Annotated in this window: 15 protein-coding genes and 1 pseudogene; 8 read left to right on the top strand and 8 right to left on the bottom strand. The window is 62.9% G+C overall.

Annotated features, from left to right (window positions below):
• The first annotated feature begins 72 nt into the window (after nucleotides 1-72).
• The 4 genes from APQ99_RS10215 (at nucleotide 73) to APQ99_RS10200 (ending at nucleotide 2,594) form a co-directional block, all read left to right on the top strand.
• Nucleotides 73-282: a winged helix-turn-helix domain-containing protein gene (locus tag APQ99_RS10215; RefSeq protein WP_249040717.1), complete on the top strand. Its 210-nt coding sequence runs from the start codon at nucleotides 73-75 to the stop codon at nucleotides 280-282.
• A gap of 38 nt (nucleotides 283-320) precedes the next feature.
• Nucleotides 321-599: a ribbon-helix-helix domain-containing protein gene (locus APQ99_RS10210; protein WP_010904139.1), complete on the top strand. Its 279-nt coding sequence runs from the start codon at nucleotides 321-323 to the stop codon at nucleotides 597-599.
• Between the two features lie 10 nt (nucleotides 600-609).
• Nucleotides 610-909: a type II toxin-antitoxin system RelE family toxin gene (locus APQ99_RS10205; RefSeq protein WP_049892715.1), complete on the top strand. Its 300-nt coding sequence runs from the start codon at nucleotides 610-612 to the stop codon at nucleotides 907-909.
• A 257-nt stretch (nucleotides 910-1,166) separates the two neighbouring features.
• On the top strand, nucleotides 1,167-2,594 hold the full coding sequence (locus APQ99_RS10200) for a transposase (RefSeq protein ID WP_012289637.1): 1,428 nt from the start codon (nucleotides 1,167-1,169) through the stop codon (nucleotides 2,592-2,594).
• A 342-nt stretch (nucleotides 2,595-2,936) separates the two neighbouring features.
• On the opposite strand, the pseudogene APQ99_RS10190 reads toward APQ99_RS10200, so the two are convergent.
• A pseudogene (locus APQ99_RS10190) lies at nucleotides 2,937-3,389 on the bottom strand (IS6 family transposase); the annotation flags it as partial.
• Nucleotides 3,390-3,828: 439 nt separating this feature from the next.
• On the opposite strand from APQ99_RS10190, the gene APQ99_RS10185 reads away from it, so the two are divergent.
• Nucleotides 3,829-4,767 (top strand): DMT family transporter, encoded by a 939-nt coding sequence (locus APQ99_RS10185; protein WP_010904143.1) that lies wholly within the window; start codon nucleotides 3,829-3,831, stop codon nucleotides 4,765-4,767.
• A gap of 330 nt (nucleotides 4,768-5,097) precedes the next feature.
• On the opposite strand, the gene katG is transcribed toward APQ99_RS10185, so the two are convergent.
• Nucleotides 5,098-7,260: a catalase/peroxidase HPI gene (katG, locus tag APQ99_RS10180; protein WP_010904144.1), complete on the bottom strand. Its 2,163-nt coding sequence runs from the start codon at nucleotides 7,258-7,260 to the stop codon at nucleotides 5,098-5,100.
• A 343-nt stretch (nucleotides 7,261-7,603) separates the two neighbouring features.
• Nucleotides 7,604-8,575: an alpha/beta fold hydrolase gene (locus APQ99_RS10175; RefSeq protein WP_012289638.1), complete on the bottom strand. Its 972-nt coding sequence runs from the start codon at nucleotides 8,573-8,575 to the stop codon at nucleotides 7,604-7,606.
• 199 nt (nucleotides 8,576-8,774) lie between these two features.
• Here APQ99_RS10175 and APQ99_RS10170 point away from each other — a divergent pair, with 199 nt between their 5' ends.
• Together APQ99_RS10170 and APQ99_RS10165 are read left to right on the top strand one after the other, a co-directional pair.
• A complete protein-coding gene (locus tag APQ99_RS10170; RefSeq protein ID WP_010904146.1) occupies nucleotides 8,775-9,971 on the top strand; it encodes an outer membrane protein assembly factor BamB family protein in 1,197 nt (398 codons plus the stop codon).
• Between the two features lie 116 nt (nucleotides 9,972-10,087).
• On the top strand, nucleotides 10,088-11,638 hold the full coding sequence (locus APQ99_RS10165; RefSeq protein ID WP_010904147.1) for an acyl CoA:acetate/3-ketoacid CoA transferase: 1,551 nt from the start codon (nucleotides 10,088-10,090) through the stop codon (nucleotides 11,636-11,638).
• An 18-nt stretch (nucleotides 11,639-11,656) separates the two neighbouring features.
• On the opposite strand, the gene APQ99_RS10160 is transcribed toward APQ99_RS10165, so the two are convergent.
• Both APQ99_RS10160 and APQ99_RS10155 read right to left on the bottom strand, forming a co-directional pair.
• Nucleotides 11,657-12,679 (bottom strand): AIR synthase family protein, encoded by a 1,023-nt coding sequence (locus APQ99_RS10160; RefSeq protein WP_012289639.1) that lies wholly within the window; start codon nucleotides 12,677-12,679, stop codon nucleotides 11,657-11,659.
• A 110-nt stretch (nucleotides 12,680-12,789) separates the two neighbouring features.
• Nucleotides 12,790-14,211, bottom strand: a complete 1,422-nt coding sequence (locus APQ99_RS10155; RefSeq protein WP_010904149.1) for an alkaline phosphatase — start codon at nucleotides 14,209-14,211, stop codon at nucleotides 12,790-12,792.
• 71 nt (nucleotides 14,212-14,282) lie between these two features.
• Between APQ99_RS10155 and APQ99_RS10150 the strand changes: the two genes are divergently transcribed.
• On the top strand, nucleotides 14,283-15,662 hold the full coding sequence (locus tag APQ99_RS10150; protein WP_010904150.1) for a hemolysin family protein: 1,380 nt from the start codon (nucleotides 14,283-14,285) through the stop codon (nucleotides 15,660-15,662).
• Between the two features lie 54 nt (nucleotides 15,663-15,716).
• Here APQ99_RS10150 and queC read toward each other — a convergent pair whose 3' ends face one another.
• The 3 genes from queC to APQ99_RS10135 all read right to left on the bottom strand — a co-directional run bounded on the left by queC (nucleotide 15,717) and on the right by APQ99_RS10135 (nucleotide 17,749).
• Nucleotides 15,717-16,406 carry a 7-cyano-7-deazaguanine synthase QueC gene (gene queC / locus APQ99_RS10145; protein ID WP_010904151.1) on the bottom strand — a complete coding sequence of 230 codons (690 nt, stop codon included), beginning with the start codon at nucleotides 16,404-16,406 and terminating at the stop codon, nucleotides 15,717-15,719.
• A 117-nt stretch (nucleotides 16,407-16,523) separates the two neighbouring features.
• The gene (locus APQ99_RS10140) at nucleotides 16,524-17,297 is read right to left on the bottom strand and encodes a 7-carboxy-7-deazaguanine synthase QueE (protein WP_010904152.1); all 774 of its coding nucleotides are present in this window, start codon (nucleotides 17,295-17,297) and stop codon (nucleotides 16,524-16,526) included.
• Nucleotides 17,297-17,749, bottom strand: coding sequence for a 6-pyruvoyl trahydropterin synthase family protein (locus APQ99_RS10135; RefSeq protein WP_010904153.1), 453 nt, complete (start codon nucleotides 17,747-17,749; stop codon nucleotides 17,297-17,299). Before APQ99_RS10135 ends, APQ99_RS10140 begins: the two co-directional genes overlap by 1 nt.
• Nucleotides 17,750-17,850: the final 101 nt, after the last annotated feature.

Raw genomic sequence — 17,850 nt, 5'->3', positions numbered from 1 at the left:
CCATACTATCCAAAAGGACTAACTAACCACTCGTAATACCTATGCCCATAGTCACGCATGCAAGCAACAAAGATGGAAGCAGACGAGTTGATAGAAAGTGACCGAAAAATCCTTGATGAGCTTCAGAAAGGACGGTGTACGCCTGCTGTTCTTGTAGATTGGACTGGCCTGTCGAAACAGACCATTCACAACCGTCTAAACGTTCTTGTCGCTGCTGGACACGTCGAAAAAGCCCATGAAAGCGGCCTCTACGAACTGGTCAGCGATCCGCGGGACGACTGAGCGACAGTTCTTTGAGTACCACCGGCGTACCACAGCGTATGAGCACGGACACGCCCGGGGATAACGGGGAGGAGGGTGAGATGGTGAAGCTCAACGTCAAGGTGCCGAAGCGGCTTCTGGACGAGCTTGATGAGCTTTCGGAGGAACTGAACTACACCAACCGCTCGGAGTTCATCCGTGAGGTGCTGCGCGATACCACGGAGCCGATTCTGACGCCTGGTGCGCAGGAAGGCGTCTCAGAGGGCTACGCGGACGTTGCAGCGGGCCGGACGATGTCCACAGATGAGGCCCGAGAACGCCTCGGTATCGACGACTGAGGGCTGAACGGTGGCTCATGAGGTCGTTCTGACGGAGACGTTGGTCGAAACGCTGGAACAGTTTGAGACAGAGGAAGCCGAGCGGATCATCAACAAGCTGGAGGACATCGGCGACTTCCCGGGCCACTTTCTTGATCGGTTGAAGAACCACCCCGGCTACAAGCTTCGTGTCGGTGACTTCCGCGTCCTGATCGAGTGGGACAAGGACAACGAGGTGATCTACGCCATCGATGCCTTCGAGCGGAAGAAGGAGTACCGCGAACTCGGGAAGTATCGGGAGGTATGGGGGTCGTGGCGAGACGATGAGTAGGGGGGATTTGTCGTGGCAAAGGAGAAAGACGAGAACGCCGACCGTGACCCTGAGTCGAAGGGTGAAATCCATGAGCGGCAGAAGAAAAGGCGGAGATTTCAAGCCGGTACAGAGAAGCCAAGAGTAAGCTACCCGACAACCCGCGGTATGACACTTGGGGGTACACGGCCCTCCCGACGCGCAATCCGGCCAAGAATATCATCCCGCCGCTGTGGGAAGTAATCAAATCAGAGGCCTACAGCATCCACAATTGGTCGGTGGAACGGGATCGGTACGACGAGCTAGAGACGCCCGAGCATCGGCTCGCAAAGGCACTCGGGAAGGTCCAGCTTCGTCCGTACTACTGGTCGAAGCCGACTAACGAGAACCTCACCGAGAATCTGGATGGAGAGGACGCGACGCGGCACTACTACGCGAGCGAGACTGAAACGCTGGTCCGGCGCTTGCAGGGCACGAAGCTCGAACACTGGTTTCGAGGCCCAACACCGGACACGATAGCCACTGACGGCGAGGGGTTCCCGCCGGTTCAGGTGATCGCTCGGGAGCTTCGCTCGAAGACGTTCAAGTACCTCCGACTGAAGCGCGACGACAGCACGGAAGTGACCAAAGATCCGTCGCTCCGGGTGCTCATCGCCGCCGCGAACGGGAACGGGTTCGTCAACGACGCCGCGAAGAACCTCAAGTACAAACCGTTCTACGACGACGGCGACATCCCGACCGGACAGAACCTCACGCACCACCTTCGGAAGTCCTCACGGGAGTCAGTCATGCGGATGTTCCGGGAGGCGAATGAGCAACTGTTCAAGATCGCCGCCCGGTACGACTACTTCCCCGAGGATGCAGAGGTCGCTATCGACATCACGCATTGGCCGTTCTACGGCGACTCAGAGAGTGACGAGTACATTCGCCGGACGAAGCCGGGCCGGAACTACTCGTGGGCGTGGAAGTACATCACGCTCGCTGTCGTCGGGACCGACACGCCGCTGATTCTGGTCGTGCTCCTTGTCAGAGACAAGTCGAAGGCCTCGAAGTATATCCGTTGGATGCTCCGGCTGAGCAGGCAACACGTGGATATCGGCCGCGTCTACCTTGACGCCGGGACAGAGTTCTACAACTCGGACACGATTTCGACCATCAAGCACTTCCTGAACGGGATGGCCCGTACCGATCTGCGGTCGTCGTACTACTCCTACGGCGTGGGCAACCTCGACGAAGATAGCTACTACGCGGTTGGGCTGGAGTCGGACAAGACGGTGAAACTACGGAACTCAGGGGCTAATGAGCCGATGGACGACTACACGTACTTCTACACGAACCTTCACCCGGAGGAAGTCCCACCAGAAGAGTTGGGGAAGGCGTACCGCCGTCGGTGGGGCATCGAAACGGACTTCCGGAAAATCAAACGCGACTTCTTGGCCAAGTCTGGGTCGAAGAATCCGGCGCTTCGGGCGTTCTACTTCAACTTCGCGGCCCACCCCTTCAACATTTGGACGGTGACGAACATCCTCCGCGCTGAGGAAACTGGCGAAGACCTAAGCGAAGGAAAGCAAGTCACCGCTGGTGAATTAATGCAGGCCATCGAGGACGATCCGCGCGACCTTCAGATTCCGACCGAACCGCCAAAAACTCGGCAGGTATTCGAAGATATATTTGATGCTGACTGGGCCCCCTCAGATGCCGATTGATAGGAATTTTAGATTGAATCTATGTCCTCATCAACCGTATCATAGAGGTCGCCCTCTAGATTACGGGCAAACCGACGGACTCCCGGACTAAGATTTTCGTCGTTTTTCCACCCTCGAACGAGTTCAAACTGGCGTGAGTATGACTCCTCAGTAGTCGGGCCAACCTGAACACCCGTCGAATTGATAATTACGGCGTGCATTGCTGACTGGGCACGGTCATTTCGACGAATATTGTCTATTCCTCTATCCATACACGCTCTTAGAAGCCGGTCAATGTCATCATTAAGCGGAGCAGAATCGCAGTAGTGCAGAACTCTGATTACTTCTTCCTCAGGGCACTGTCTAGTTAAGCACGGCTTCAGCTGGCGTTCGTTCGTCGAGTGGTTGATGCGGTCGTTGGCGGTTGTAGTAATGTACGAATTGTTCAATCCATTCGCGTGCGCTCGCCCGACTGCCGACCCAGGAGTTATGGAAACGGGCGATACGCATTTTGAAGGTGTGAAACCACTTTTCGATGAGGTTTCTGTCGATATAGTCAACCCGACCGTTGAGCCCTAAGCGGGAGAGGGCAGTCCGGTAGCCGAACTGGTCAACGAGAAACACAGCGTCGGAGAGATCGTGTTTCTCACGGAGTCCATGAAGAAATGCAGCCGCTGGATCAGTCCCATGCCGTCCAAACAATTCCACGTCAAGAATCAATTTTGTGTCGAGGTCTATTGCAGCGTACAGCCAAGACCATTCGCCGTTGATTTTGATAGCGGTCTCGTCAACTGCGACCCTTGACGGCTTCGCCGTCCGCTCTCGCTCCCAACATTCAAGATTCGCTGTGTTCAACGTCTCTGTGAGCAGTTCTTGGTTTCGCATAGACACCAAAACCAACGAACTGCTCACTTCTCAAACTGGCTTAACTAGACAGTGCCAACTAAGACACCTACACGACCCCCAACTCTCAGCCCAATTACCATAAATCAGACAATTGTTTGCCGATCTTCTCAAGGGTAGTTTGAGGGCATCAGACATTAACTGATTACCGAGGCGCGTTGCTGAATAGAATCGGCGTGTTTTCAACTACTGTTACCGACACCGAGCCGCGAAAAACGTGCGGTGGGTAGCTGGCGGTCATCGATAGCGACAGCATACTACACAGCCGCCACCGCCATCACGCAGGTCCGGATGCCCCGAGAGTCCGTGCAGTTCGACGCATATTTGCCCCTTGACAGCGAACCCCTCACGAATGAGTCGTTACCGGACGACCGGTCGTTTCTTGCTCCTGTGCGCTGTCTGGGGAACGGCGTTCATGGCAACCGACGTTGGATTGGCCGATCTCCCCGCAGTCCCATTCGCGGCCGTACGCTTCGACATCGCTGCCGCACTGCTGTTTGCTGCCGTCTTCGTCTCGGACGCTGACGTCTACCCCCGAACTATGGATGACTTCGTTTACGTGCTCGTCGGCGGCACCCTCACGATCGGCGCCCATCATGCGTTCCTCTTTACGGGTCAGCAGTACGTTACCGGCGGTGTCGCAGCTGTTCTGTTGGGTCTCGTTCCCGTCGTGACGCCTGCGCTCACGCGCCTCGTCGCCACCGATGAGCAGCTCACCGCCGCCACTGCGGTCGGCGTCATGCTTGGGTTCGCTGGGGTCGTCATCATCGCTAACCCCGACCCTACGAACATCGCGGACAGCGTCCTTGGCGTGTCACTTGTGCTTGCGTCCGCGTTCGCGTTCGCCGTCGCCGCGGTCGTCACACACAGCCGATCGCCATCGCTGCCGTTCCTATCCACCCAGGCGTGGCTGATGGCCACCGGCGCCGTCGTCCTCCACGTCGCTGTACTCGTGCTCCCCGGCCAGTCGTTTGCGGCCGCCACCTGGACGCCGTCCGCGCTCGGCGCACTCACATACCTCTCTGTGGTCGCCGGCGTCGGTGGGTTCCTGCTCTACTTCAGATTACTGGACGACCTCGGTCCCATCGAGATGAGCTTCATTGAGTACGTAATCCCCGTCTTCGCGGCGCTGGCCGGCTGGCTCGTGCTTGGACAGGAGATCACGCCAGCAACCGTCGTGGGGTTTGCGTTCATCCTGTCCGGGTTCCTCGCCTCGAAGTGGCGAGCACTACGTCTGCGGTCCGTTGTCGTGACTACGATCTCGTCATTCACGGGTCCACGTGATGATTAGCCGCCCGGCCAACCGTTAGCTGCCGGCCCTTCCACACCGTTGTTCCGCCGTTTTCTGGCTCAGAATCGCTAGAAGCATCTTCGTGGACACCCGGTCCGCTGCCGACCTTCCATCCTGCGCGATTCAATTCGTATCGTATCGGGTCGGACCCAGGGGTTGCCAAGCAGATCACATACTGCCCGTCGCACCAGCGCTCGAACGTCACACACTGGCGCGGATACCATTCGTCCTGATCGCAGTTGCTCACAGCCGTAGTCAGAAACAGCAACAGCTCCACCGCGTTAGCGACACGCCGACCGCCACGGGTGGACGGCGCGTGGATCGGGCGCGCTATTCGAGGTCGAAGCGGTCCAGCTTCATGACCTCGCTCCACGTGTCCACGAAGTCCTGAACGAACAGCTCCTCGTCGGCATCACTGCCGTAGACCTCCGCGATGGCGCGCAGCCGCGTGTTCGAGCCGAACAGCAGGTCGACTCGCGAGCCGGTCCACTCGACGTCCCCGGTCTCGCGGTCGCGCAACTCGAAGACCTCGCGGTCCTCGGAGGCGGCTTCCCACTCGTAGTCCATGTCCAGCAGCGTCGTGAAGAAGTCGTTCGTCAGCGTCCCCGGCTGGTCGGTGAAGATGCCCAGCTCGGAGTCGCCGTGGGTCACTCCGAGCGCCCGGAGCCCGCCGACGAGCACCGTCATGTCGTCGGCGGTGAGGTTCAGCAGCTCGGCCTTGTCGACCAGCAGCTCCTCGGGTTCGCGCTCGGCGTCGTCGCCGAGGTAGTTCCGGAACCCGTCGGCCTTCGGCTTGAGCGCCTCGAAGGACTCGACGTCGGTCTGCTCGGGCGTGGCGTCGGTGCGGCCCGGTTCGAACGGCACGTCGACGTCGTACCCGGCGTCGGCCGCGGCCTGCTCGATGGCGGCGTTCCCGCCGAGCACGATCAGGTCAGCCAGCGACACACGCATGTCGTCGCTGCGGGCGTCGTTGAACTCCGCCTGGATGTCCTCGTAGGTCGACAACGCGGCTTCGAGCTGCTCGGGCTCGTTGACCTCCCAGCTGCGCTGGGGTTCCAGCCGGATGCGCGCGCCGTTGGCGCCGCCGCGCTTGTCGCTGTCGCGGTACGTCGACGCCGACGCCCACGCGGTCTTCACGAGCTGCGGGATCGACAGCTCCGACTCCAGGAGCTCGGATTTGAGCGCCGCGACGGCCTCGTCGTCGACGAGGTCGTAGTCGGCGTCCGGGAGCGGATCCTGCCAGATCATCGTCTCCTCGGGCACCTCCGGACCCAGGAACCGCTCGGACGGCCCCATGTCGCGGTGGATGAGCTTGTACCAGGCCTTCGAGAAGGACTGCTGGAACTCCCGCGGGTTCTCTTGGAAGGTCTCCAGGACCTCCCGGTAGTCGGGGTCGTCTTTGAGCGCGACGTCCGTCGTCAGCATCATGACGTCCTCGGTGTCGGTCGGGTCCTGCACGCCAGGTGCGGACTCGTTGAGCTCGCCGCTCTTGGTGGTCCACTGCCAGGCGCCACCGGGCCCCTTCTCGGGCTCCCACTCGTATTCGAGCAGGTTGTCGACGTAGCTCATGTCCCACTGGGTCGGCGTGGTGTTCCACGGCCCTTCGATCCCGCTGGTGATCGTGTCCGGACCTTTGCCCTCACCGAACTCGTTCTCCCAGCCCAGCCCCTGCTTCTCGATGGGGGCGGCGGCGGGCTCGGCGCCGACGTTCTCCTCGGGGTCGTCGGCACCGTGGACCTTCCCGAAGGTGTGGCCGCCCGCAATGAGCGCGACCGTCTCCTTGTCGTTCATCGCCATCTTCCCGAAGGACTCGCGGATGTTCTTCGCGGAGCCTTCGAGGTCGGGTTCGCCGTTTGGCCCCTCGGGGTTGACGTAGATGAGGCCCATGACGGTGTTGCCAAGCGGCCACTTGAGGCTTCCATCCGCGTCGAAGCGGTCGCCGGATGTGGTCTCCCACTCGTCTTCGGGCCCCCAGTCGACGGCCTCGTCCGGGGTGTAATCGTCCTTACGTCCGCCCGCGAACCCGTAGGTTTCGAAGCCCATGGATTCGAGCGCGACGTTTCCGGCCAGGATGATGAGGTCGCCCCACGAGAGCTTGCGGCCGTACTTCTGCTTGATCGGCCAGAGGAGGCGACGGGCCTTGTCGAGGTTGACGTTGTCCGGCCAGCTGTCGACCGGCGGGAGGCGCTGGCGACCGCCGGCTGCGCCGCCGCGACCGTCGAACGTCCGGTAGGTGCCGGCGCTGTGCCACGCCATCCGGATGAACAGTGGCCCGTAGTGGCCGTAGTCAGCCGGCCACCAGTCCTTCGAGTCGGTCATCATCTCTTCGAGGTCGTCTTTGACCGCCGCGAGGTCGAGGTCCTCGAACGCCTCGGCGTAGTCGAAGTCCTCGCCGTACGGGTCGACCTGTTGGCTGTTCTGATCCAGAATCTCCAAGTCTAACTGGTTTGGCCACCAGTCGCTTGTTCCGAAGTTGTGGTCTTCGTTCTCCATTGATTGAGCGTACGCTAACAATGTTTTGGGGATACTAAAGCGTAGTTATCGAAGGTCGAACGAAAGCGTCAAATCAGTGGCTGTGATCTCGTGTTATGCGACCTTTGAGTCCGGATCGACGTTGTAGCGCCTTGCAGTACCATCCACACTACTCTCTCTGTGGCGTGGCAATGGTACGGATCTCCCGCTCGTGTTCGATCAAATATAACTCAGCACAATGGGACAACGTCTTCTGACGCGACTTCTACCGCTTTGCTCCGTACGACCTCACGACGAAACAGCGACTACTCGTGGCCGCCGCTTTTTCGCCGGTTGCTTGGTTTCCGCGCTAGTCGCAGCTTCGTCACGCTCCATCAGTGGCGTGTTTGACATCCTCGCCGCCCTCAACTGTAGCGCTTGGTTCCACGGCGTCCCGGAGGAACGCCTCAGGGCGCTCGACGTGGGGCTGCACGTCGGACTCTTCGAGCACCACCAGCCGCGCGCCCGCGGCATCGGCGATGTCGCGGCCATCAGCGACAGGCGAGATGGTCGCTTCCTGGCCCCAAACAACTGTCACCGGCAGATCGAGAGCCGCCAGCTCGGCACCCAAGTCCATATCCACATCCAGGGCGCCCGCGAAAAACGACGCGGCGGCGAACCGAGCGCCCGGCTGATGGGCGGTCCGCCAGTGGTACTCGACCACGTCCTCGGTGACAACCGACTCGTCGTGGTAGCCGTGATCGGCGTTGAAATATCGGATGGCGCGCTTGCTCGTGGCCACGTTGAACAGCGCCGTGCCGACCACTGGCGCCCTGACGAGCGCGCCGACGAGCGGGCGCGTCCCCGAGAACCCCGCGGTCGTCGGACACACCAACACCAGCTCGCTGACCGAATCGGTGTCGGCGGCCGCAGCGGTCGCGTACGCACCCGAATGCGATGATGCCACGACCATCGGATCCTCGGCGGCGTCGGCGAGGAAGTCGGCCACGAACGTCGTGTAGTGGGACGCCGCGTACTCGATCGGCGGCCGGTCTGAGCGACCGAACCCCGGCAGGTCGGGCGCGATCACGTGGTGATCCGCGGCCAGCGCGTCGAACACGTTGCGGAACTCGAAACTCGATCCCGCAGCGTTCAGTCCATGCAGCAGTACCACGTCCTGATCGTCCGGATCGCCGGCCTCGGTGTACGCGATGTCGAACCCACGCCACTGGTACGTGTTGTTCGTCCCGTCTAGTGGCGACGCAAGCTCGTCCGCCCGCCACGCGAGGGCGGCGTTCGTGGCAGCAACGACACCGGTAGCCGCGGCCAGCGACCCGGCAATCTGGCGGAGCTTCATACCCCACCTACGCATGCCGGAGGCTTATCAGTTGTTGCCGCGAGCGCAGTCGCCACGCAGGTGCGAGCGCACTCGATCGTTGCCCGGTGCGTTCTGGTTGCTGTGACTGCCCCTCGATCCGTGTTATCGACATCGCGTTTTCGCACCGTTAACTCCTTCACAACACAAGATATTTACTTTGTTCTTATATGTTTTAACTATGGTAGATTCGATCTGTACACGTCGCCGTCTGTTAGCAGCAGTTGGGGCGACATCGGTGAGTGCGGTAGCCGGCTGCAGTAGCACTCTATTCGGCGGAGACGTTGAATACATACAGGATGCCCCGGTTGGGGAGGTGACTGGTCCGTGGCCGACGTATCAACACGATTTCGCGAGAACCGGTGCAACAACCGATCCTGGCCCTTCGAGTGATGCAACCGAATCGACTGTACTTGAGCTATTCAATCTGCACCCCGACTCACAGGTGATGTTTACCGGTGACCGTGGCATCCTTGCACTCACTCCAGATGAATTCGGAGGTTCGTACACCTCATTCGACATCAACGAAAACACACGATCCTGGAATGTAGAGACAACCGGCAGCGGTGGATCGGTGACAATCGCTGGGAACGCGGCTTTCGCCTCAACAAGCAGAGGCATCCGCGTCTACGATATTCGAAGTGGTGACCTTTGCTGGCGGGCGAACACAGGTTCCCCATTCCTGGGCAATGCACCTGTTTTCGTCAGTGGCAAGATTCTCAGTTGGGACTCCTCCTCGGTCGTCGCGTACGACGCCACGACGGGGCAGAAACGCTGGACGTTCAGCTTTGAAGACACCGGACCCAATAGTGTAGGGCTTCGGGACGGGATCGTGTATATCCAACTTGAAACAGGCGTTGCAGCGGTTGATCCTGAATCTGGTGATCAGGTCTGGCGGCGGTCCCTCCTCCCTGAGACAGACCAACAGATCGTTATTGGTGATGAAAGCGTGTATTATTCCGCAGAAGGTGGGAAGCTGTATGCGTTATCGACGGAACGGGAGGGTGAAACACAGTGGAAAACATCCATTCCAAACGAGTATGGTCATTCGCTCGCCGTTAGCAATAATCGAATCCACGTGTCTGCCTCCGATTCGTCTGATCGTGGCGTTCTCACGACCTTGGACGCTGCGGATGGAAGCACAATCAACATCGAGAAGCATCCCGATGGCCGTACATCACCGCCAATCGTTGCTGATGGGACCCAGTTCTGGCTTGGGGAGGAGACACTGTATGCGTCCGACGCTGATACCGGTTCTCGCAAGTGGTCATTGGATGTGAATGCCACGGTAGAGTCTTATTCTTCGCTGTCAGTTCATGGGTCTGACCTGTTCTTTGCCAGTAGAAATGGCGTGGTAAAGATCTCTGACGGCGCGTAAGCGGCTCGAACCGATCGCACCCCCAGTTTTCACTGTCACAGCGATCCTGCTCTCTCGGTGGCTCTATTCACGGAGCCAACACCAAGACAAAACTATCTGGCCTTGCACGGGGCTGTATGGTAACACAACAGTCACGTCGAGAGGCGGTCGCGTGCGTCGAGTCCGGTGACACGGTTGGGATCGGGGGGTTCGTGGCGACTGGCATCCCGGAAGCAGTCCTTGCTGCGCTGGGCGACCGCTATGAGCGAACGCGGGCTCCGCAGGATCTCACACTCTACCAGCCCGCGGCAGAGGGCGACCGGCAAGGACATGGCGTCTCACATCTCGTGCAGGAGGGCATGCTCGAACGGACGATCGCCAGTCACTGGGGGTTCACACCGGACCTGATGGCGGCAGTCGTTAACAACGAAATCGAGGCGTACAACCTCCCGTTTGGCGTCCTAGATCACTTGCTCCGGGACACCGCGGCTGGCAAGCCTGGAACGATCACGCATGTCGGACTGGACACGTTCGTTGACCCACGACGTGATGGTGGCAAAGCCAACGCCGTCACGAGCGAGGACCTCGTCGAGCGCGTCACACTCAACGGCACTGAGTACCTGTTCTATCACGCGGTTCCGATCGACGTCGCGGTCATTCGCGGCACCACGGCCGACGAGCACGGGAACGTCACCATGGAGCGGGAGGCACTCGCCTCGAACATGCTGGCGCTGGCCCAAGCCGCACACAACACCGGCGGCAGGGTGATCGCGCAGGTCGAGCGCGTCACGAGCGCGGGGACACTCGCGCCCCACGATGTCGCTGTACCCGGTGTGGTCGTTGATTCCGTCGTCGAGGCATCGCCGGAAGACCACCCACAAACGTACGGCTCGGCCTACGACCCCGCACACAGCGGCACAGTCAAGCCACCGACGCCCAGTACGGATCCGCTCCCGATCGACGAACGAACGATCATCGCACGCCGCGCCGCAATGGAACTCGACGCGGGCGCGGTCATCAACCTGGGCGTGGGGATCCCCGAACTCGTCTCAACGGCCGCCGCTGAGGGAGGTGTCGGCGACGCGATCACGGAAACCGTGGAGTCCGGACCGGTTGGTGGGGCTGCGTCCGGCGGAATCGAGTTCGGAACGGCAGTCAACCACGATGCCCTCGTGTCCTCACCCCAGCAGTTCGACTTCTACGACGGCGGCGGACTCGATGTCGGGTTCTTGGGGATGGCGCAGGTCGACGCGCAGGGAAACGTCAACGTCAGCCGGTTCGGCTCCCAGTTCCCGGGCTGTGGCGGGTTCATCAACATCACGCAGAACGCCGCTGCAGTCGTGTTCTGTGGCACGCTCACGACGGGCGGTCTCTCGGTCGCGGTCGCCGACGGAACAATCACGGTGACATCCGAGGGGGCGCACTCGAAGTTCGTCGAGGACGTCGAACACGTCACATTCAGCGCTGATCACGCGCTGGAAACCGACCAGTCGGTTGTGTACGTCACCGAGCGCGCCGTCTTCGAGTTGACGCCTGACGGCCTCACACTCACGGAGGTCGCACCCGGCATCGACCCCGGAGCCGTGATCGCACAGCTCGGGTTCGACCCCGCTGTTGCGGACCCACTGGGCGTGATGCCGGCGCGGCTGTTCGCCGACGCGCCGCCGGATCTCACCGATGTCGTGTGATCGCACGGCGGCCGCAGCTCACGGCGAACGAGCGGCGGCGTCCCGCTGAAGCGCACTGAACACTGTCCAGGCGGGATCGCTCCCCGGGTGCACGACCTGCGTCCCATCGACGGTCACGCCACTGCCCTCACTCACTGTCCCGATCGCGGCCACGGGAGTGTTCCGTGCGTCCAGTGCAGCCATCGCCGTGTCGGCGTGCGCCTCGGGGACTGTGACGAGAAGCGTGCCACGCGAGGAAACCTGCCACGGGTCGAGCCCGAGATCCGCACAGACGGCGCTCACGTCCTCGGGAACGGGGACGGCGTCGCTGGAGACGCTGATCGAAACGCCGGCGGCCGTCGCCAACTCCACCAGCGCCCCTTGAATGCCGCATTCGGTTGCGTCGTGCATCGCGGTCACGGGTGCGGACGCCGCGGCGCACGCGTCGCCAACCACTGTGGTGTCCTCGAGCCGCGCGTCGGCGCGCTCGACGGTGTCGTCAGCGACATCGAGGTGGTCGCCGAACAGCGCGGCGAACAGCCCCGCGACCTCTGCCCCGGGGCTGTGCGTCATGAGCACCGTGTCACCCGCGGTGGCCCCATCGGGGCGGACGATCTCGGCGGGGTCACCGACACCCATGGCCGTTGCGCCGCCGATCCAGGGGAACGACACGTCCTGGCGCGCGGTGTGTCCTGTGACCACGCTCACGCCGAGCCGCTCACACTCCGTGGCCATCGCGTCCCACAGCGCCGCGATGGTGTCGTCTCGTGCTGACGCCGGGAGCACCAGGGTGATGGAGAGAAACGACGGCGGAACCCCGCTCACGGCGACATCCGAAAGCACGCTGTGGAGGGCCAGCCGGCCGGCGCGCTCGATCCCGACGCCGGGGTTCACTGACACCGGGTCCGCGCTCACGACGAGGCGCTGGCCGCCGATCGAGAGCACACCGAAGTCAACCCCGTACTGGGGGCCGACGGTCACCGCGTCGTCGTCCGCACCGAGGTTCGGGGACAGGTGCTGTGCGAAGAACTCGGCGTCGATCTTCCCGATCTGGCTGGTCACGGGAGACCACCGAACAACTCGTCGTTCGCTGTCAAGGGCTCACAGGACGGGCGTGACATACTGCTCCGTCCGCACACCCACCAGTAAAAAACACCGGATGCGGCCGCGGCTTACAGGGACACACCGAGCGCCGCAGCGAGCGCGTCGGCGACCGCAGTGTTGTCGCGTGCGGCGTCGAACCGCGCCGCGTTCGGGCCGTGTGCGAACACCGGCACGTCGGTGCCCGTGTGTCCGTCGGTGGTGAACGCGATCCCGGCTCGCTCCGCGAGAATCGTGCTGATCGAACCCGGAGCGTCGCGGAGCTTTGCCACCTCTCGGTCGGTCAGTGCGGTGATGCCCGTGTGAGCGGCGACGATCGACTCCAGTTCGTCAGCGCTCCGGACCCCGGCGAGGAGATCCCGAAGCCGGCTGGTGGTCGCTTTCTGCGCGGCGAGCACGTCGTATTCGACCTCGTAGGGCGAGTCGCGACCCAGCGTGAGACCGCCACACTCGTGGTCGCCGGTCGAAACGAGGAACGTCGGCTCGGCGGTCGTCTCGGCGTACTCCACCAACTGGCCCGCCACCTGCGTGGCTTCGTACTGTTCGGCGACCTGGGCGGGGTAGTTCGCGTGGCCGGCGTGATCGACGCGCCCGGACTCCACCAGCAGGAAAAACCCCTTGTCGGGGTCGCCGGCCGACGAGAGCAGGTCAACCCCCGCGTCGACCATCGCATCGAGGTTGGGTTGTGTGTTCTCGGGGTCGTTTTTGCGGTCCAGGTAGTAGTCGAGGTGGCTCTCCTGGCTGAACAGCCCGAGTACGGGTGGGTCGTCGACCGCGTCCAGTTCAGCCGCCGTTTCGGCGATCGTGTAGCCGTTGTCCCTGGCCGCATCCACCAGCGTGCCGCCGTTGGACGCGTCCGCCTCGAAGTCGCGGCGCTGCCCCCCGAGAATCACGTCCGGCTGGGTCTCTTCGATGTACTGGCGCGCGATCTCGGTCTGGTTGCCGCGATCCTCGACGTGTGCCGCGAACGCTGCGGGTGTGGCGTGTGTCGCCTCGGTCGTCGTGATGAGGCCGGTCGCGTACCCCTGGGCGCTGGCCCGTTCGAGGACCGTATCGACGCGCTGAAACCCGCCGCCTGAGGTTTGGACGCCACCGATCGCTCCGTTGTAGGTTTTGACGCCGCTGGCGAACGCGGTTGCGGCGGCCGCCGAGTCGGTGGTCGTCTCGTAGGGGTCATCGGGGAACGTGGTCATCGAACCGCGGGACGAGAACGCGTCGAACCCGGTCGGCGTCTCGGCCGGACTCACGTTCAGCGGGAAGCGCTCGGGCGCTGTCTTGTAGGCGTTGAGGTAGCGCGCGGCGGAGATCTGTGTCTGCCCCATCCCATCGACGATGTACGCGATGGCGTTCGCAGCCGGGGACGCCGTGGCCTGTGCGCGCGCCGTTGTCTGGAACTGTGACGCGACTGCGCCCCCGGCGACGGCCCCGCTGAGGCCCGCCAGGAACGTGCGCCGATCGACACTGGGTGACTCTGTGGTGTGCGGTGTTGGCATCTGATCGCTCTACACGGCTGTACCACCACTGCGCTCAAAGCCACTTATAATAGTCGTCCGGACGCCTATATATGCGGTGGCGTCACCCCAGCGCCCTTCGGAAGGCAGATGAGCGGGGCCGGCGAACGCCGTGCGTAGTGTCAGCTACGTCACTTGCGGTTGGTCGGATCGCGCTCGCCCTCCTCCTCGTCGTCCTGAACGGCTTTTTCGTCGCCGCAGAGTTCGCGTTCGTGCGGCTGCGGTCGGCGTCCGTCGAGACGCTCGTTCAGGACGGACGGCGTGGCGCAACGGCGGTCAAGGAAGCCACGGACAACCTCGATGATTACCTCGCGGTCTCCCAACTCGGGATCACGATCGCGTCGCTCGGGCTCGGGTGGGTCGGTGAACCCGCGGTCGCGGTTCTGGTCGACCCACTACTGGAGCCGGTGCTCCCGGCTCCCGTTCGCCACACCGTGACTGTGGCCCTCGGGTTCGGGATCGTGACCCTGTTGCACGTCGTGTACGGCGAACTCGCGCCGAAGACGATCGCGATCCAGCGCGCCGAGCGCGTCGCGCTCGTGGTTGCGCCCGTGATGAAACTGTTCTACTACGTGTTCCTGCCGGGCACGATCCTGTTCAACGGCATCGCGACACGGTCGGTCCAACTCATCGGCGTCTCCCCGGAGACAGAGGGCCACGACACCCACACCGAGCCGGAGATCCTGAGCGTGCTCTCGGAAGCCAGCGCCGCCGGCCGGATCAGCCCGGCGGAGGTGTCGATGATCGAGCACGTCTTCAGCCTCGACGACACGACTGTTCGTGAGATCATGCGGCCACGCCCCGACGTGACCAGCGTGTCCGCAGACACTCCGCTCCCCGAACTCCGAACGATGGCCGCCAGCGGCGAATACACCCGCTACCCGGTCACCGAAGGCCCGGACGACGACGTGATCGGGTTCGTCGACGTGAAAGACATCTTGCGCGCCAGCGACGCCATCGACGAGTCGGGCGATGTCACGGCCCGGGAGCTGAGCCGGCCGGTCGTCGTGGTTCCCGAGACGCTGCGCGTCGACGAGCTGCTCGCGGAGTTCCAGGCCGAGCACCGCCAGATGGCGGTCGTCATCGACGAATGGGGTGCCTTCGAGGGGTTGGCAACCATCGAAGACGCCCTCGAAGTGATCGTCGGCGACATCCGCGACCAGTTCGATCTGGCGACCCACGCGCAGTCCATCGAGCCCCGCGACGATGGCGGCTACGAGGTTCCTGGCGCGGTGTCGATCACCGAACTCAACGACCACCTCGGCACGGATTTCGAGAACGAGGCGGTCGAAACCGTCGCCGGGCTCGTGGTCAGCCGACTCGGGCACGCCCCCACGGTCGGTGATCGTGCCGTGATCGACACGCACACGTTCCGCGTGACTGGCGTCGACGGCGCACGGATCACGTCGCTGACGGTGACTCCCGACTCCTGACCGGAGCGGTCACCGGCGCTCGCCGTTTCCACCGGGGCGCGCGAACGGCCGCCATTACGTGTACGACGGGCGCTCGGCGTATTCGATCGGGTCGCGTTCGCCCAGGTTCTGGAACGCCTGGAGGCGGAACGCACACGCGTCGCACGTCCCACACGCGGGGGCCTCGGCGCGGTAGCAACTCCACGTGTGCTCGTAGGGGACACCGAGTTCCAGGCCGCGCTCGGCGATGTCGGTCTTCGACCAGTCGACGAACGGTGCGTTGATGCTGATTTCGGTGTCGGGTTTGGTGCCGGCAGCGACGGTCTGCTGGAACGCCTCGAAGAACGCGGGCTGGCAGTCCGGATACCCCGAGAAGTCCTCGCTGTGCGCGCCGATGAACACCGCCTCACAGTCGTTGGCCTCGGCGTACGACGTCGCCATCGCCAGCAGGTTGGCGTTCCGGAACGGCACGTAGGAGGTGGGGATTTCGTCGCTCTCCATGTCGGCGTCCGCGACCGCCATCTCGTCGTCAGTGAGGCTCGACGCGCCGATCTTCGAGAGGTGATCCGTGGTCAAATGGAGGAAGTCCGCGGCACCGAGGGCCGCTGCTTGGGCCGTTGCGCACTCGTGTTCTTTGTGCTCGGTCTGCTGGCCGTACGAGGTGTGGAGCATGTACACCTCGTAGCCGGCGTTGTGCGCAACCGCAGCGGCGGTGGCGCTGTCCATCCCGCCGGATGCAAGCACGACAGCGCGCTTCGCGCTCATCGTCCACCACTCGGGTGCGTGGCACCCGCGGCCGTTCTGCGGTTGGTCGTCGCTGTGCGGTCGCGCCGAGCGCGTGCGTTCGTGTCGATCGTATCGTCAGTGGAGTCTGTCATTGTTTCAGGTCTCCGGGGCGTCGTTCCACAGTGCAACGTGGAGCCGCGGCGTATACCGGTAGCCGTGCTCCATCGCGAGTGTCGCAACCTCGTTTCGTCGCGCGTCGAGCTCCGCGTGGGTTGTGCCCTCCGGCATCAACACCACGTCCTCGTCGCCGATTCGGGTGTCAGTGGCTGTCCTGATCTCCGCAAGCAGTGATTCGATCTCGGGCATATCCGACGGATCGGTGACGACGAACTTGAGTTGGGTGTCGTAGTCGTCGGCGAGCGCGCCGAGCGTCGCCACGTCGATGCGGCGGGCGTCGTGGCGGGCCGCCCACTCACCGTCGCCTTTGGGGTCGGTCTCGGCCGTGGGTGTGCTGGAGGCGAGTTTCGGGCTGACGCTCGCCAAGTCGATGGGGGCGTCACGGTGGATGGTGCCGTTCGTCTCGACGGTGGTGTGGTAGCCAAGCGCTGCGAGGCGGTCAAGCAGCACCACGGCGTCGTCGTGGAGCAGTGGCTCGCCACCGGTGAGTACGACGTGGTCGGCGTGCTCGTACGACTGCACCTCCGCGATGATGTCGTCGACGGACATCGTGGCGTGGGTGGGCTCCCAGGACGTGTGGTATGAATCACAGAACCAACACCGGAGGTTGCAGCCGCTCGTGCGGACGAACACCGACGGCGTGCCGGCGAGCTTCCCCTCGCCCTGCAGGGAGTAAAACAGCTCGTTGATCGGAAGCGCCGGCCCGTCACCACCGTTGCTCGCCTGCCGGTCCGTGGTTTCGCTGACCGGCATCAGTTCGGGCCAGCAGTAAGCGCCGGCGTTTCCGCGACCGTGACGGAGACCGCTGACACCGTCTCAGGGAGCGCGTCGTGGAGCTTCCGCTCCAGCACGACGCCCATCACCTCGGCGGTCGGCGGCTGTTCGAGCACGACAACCGCGTCGCCGTCGCCCGCCTCCCGGAACGCGTCAACGAGCGGGTCGCCGTCCTCAAGCAGGAACCGGTGGTCCCAGTCGGACACCACCGCCGTGACTGTGCCCTTGTCCACAACCCACCCCTCGTCCGTGAGCTGCCCCGTGATTTCGACGCTGATCTCGTAGTTGTGGCCGTGTGGGCGGCTACACTTGCCGTCGTGGTGTTGCAGTCGGTGGCCGGCGCTGATCCGGATCGGGCGATCCCGCCCGATGTGCAGCGTCCGCTCCCCGGTGGCTGTGGACTGTGATCGTTTGGACTGTGCTGAACGCATGTCTCCCTATTCTTCGAGTATGCGGTAAAGAATATCGAAGTCATATCCACGATGCTCTGCCGTCGCCGACCCACGATCCGGGACACGTCACGGGCGGCCGC

The organism is Halobacterium salinarum DSM 3754, assembly GCF_008124605.1.
GTDB lineage: Archaea > Halobacteriota > Halobacteria > Halobacteriales > Halobacteriaceae > Halobacterium > Halobacterium salinarum.
Note: the sequence above shows the minus strand (reverse complement) of the source record. Positions and strands in the feature narration are given on the sequence as shown.

Excerpts from the sequence above, each read along its gene's own strand:
- APQ99_RS10215 (WP_249040717.1), top strand. The coding sequence starts at position 73 with ATGGAAGCAGACGAGTTGATAGAAAGTGACCGAAAAATCCTTGATGAG.
- APQ99_RS10210 (WP_010904139.1), top strand. The coding sequence starts at position 321 with ATGAGCACGGACACGCCCGGGGATAACGGGGAGGAGGGTGAGATGGTG.
- APQ99_RS10185 (WP_010904143.1), top strand. The coding sequence starts at position 3,829 with ATGAGTCGTTACCGGACGACCGGTCGTTTCTTGCTCCTGTGCGCTGTC.
- katG (WP_010904144.1), bottom strand. The coding sequence starts at position 7,260 with ATGGAGAACGAAGACCACAACTTCGGAACAAGCGACTGGTGGCCAAAC.
- APQ99_RS10175 (WP_012289638.1), bottom strand. The coding sequence starts at position 8,575 with ATGAAGCTCCGCCAGATTGCCGGGTCGCTGGCCGCGGCTACCGGTGTC.
- APQ99_RS10170 (WP_010904146.1), top strand. The coding sequence starts at position 8,775 with ATGGTAGATTCGATCTGTACACGTCGCCGTCTGTTAGCAGCAGTTGGG.
- APQ99_RS10165 (WP_010904147.1), top strand. The coding sequence starts at position 10,088 with ATGGTAACACAACAGTCACGTCGAGAGGCGGTCGCGTGCGTCGAGTCC.
- APQ99_RS10155 (WP_010904149.1), bottom strand. The coding sequence starts at position 14,211 with ATGCCAACACCGCACACCACAGAGTCACCCAGTGTCGATCGGCGCACG.
- APQ99_RS10150 (WP_010904150.1), top strand. The coding sequence starts at position 14,283 with ATGCGGTGGCGTCACCCCAGCGCCCTTCGGAAGGCAGATGAGCGGGGC.
- queC (WP_010904151.1), bottom strand. The coding sequence starts at position 16,406 with ATGAGCGCGAAGCGCGCTGTCGTGCTTGCATCCGGCGGGATGGACAGC.
- APQ99_RS10140 (WP_010904152.1), bottom strand. The coding sequence starts at position 17,297 with ATGCCGGTCAGCGAAACCACGGACCGGCAGGCGAGCAACGGTGGTGAC.
- APQ99_RS10135 (WP_010904153.1), bottom strand. The coding sequence starts at position 17,749 with ATGCGTTCAGCACAGTCCAAACGATCACAGTCCACAGCCACCGGGGAG.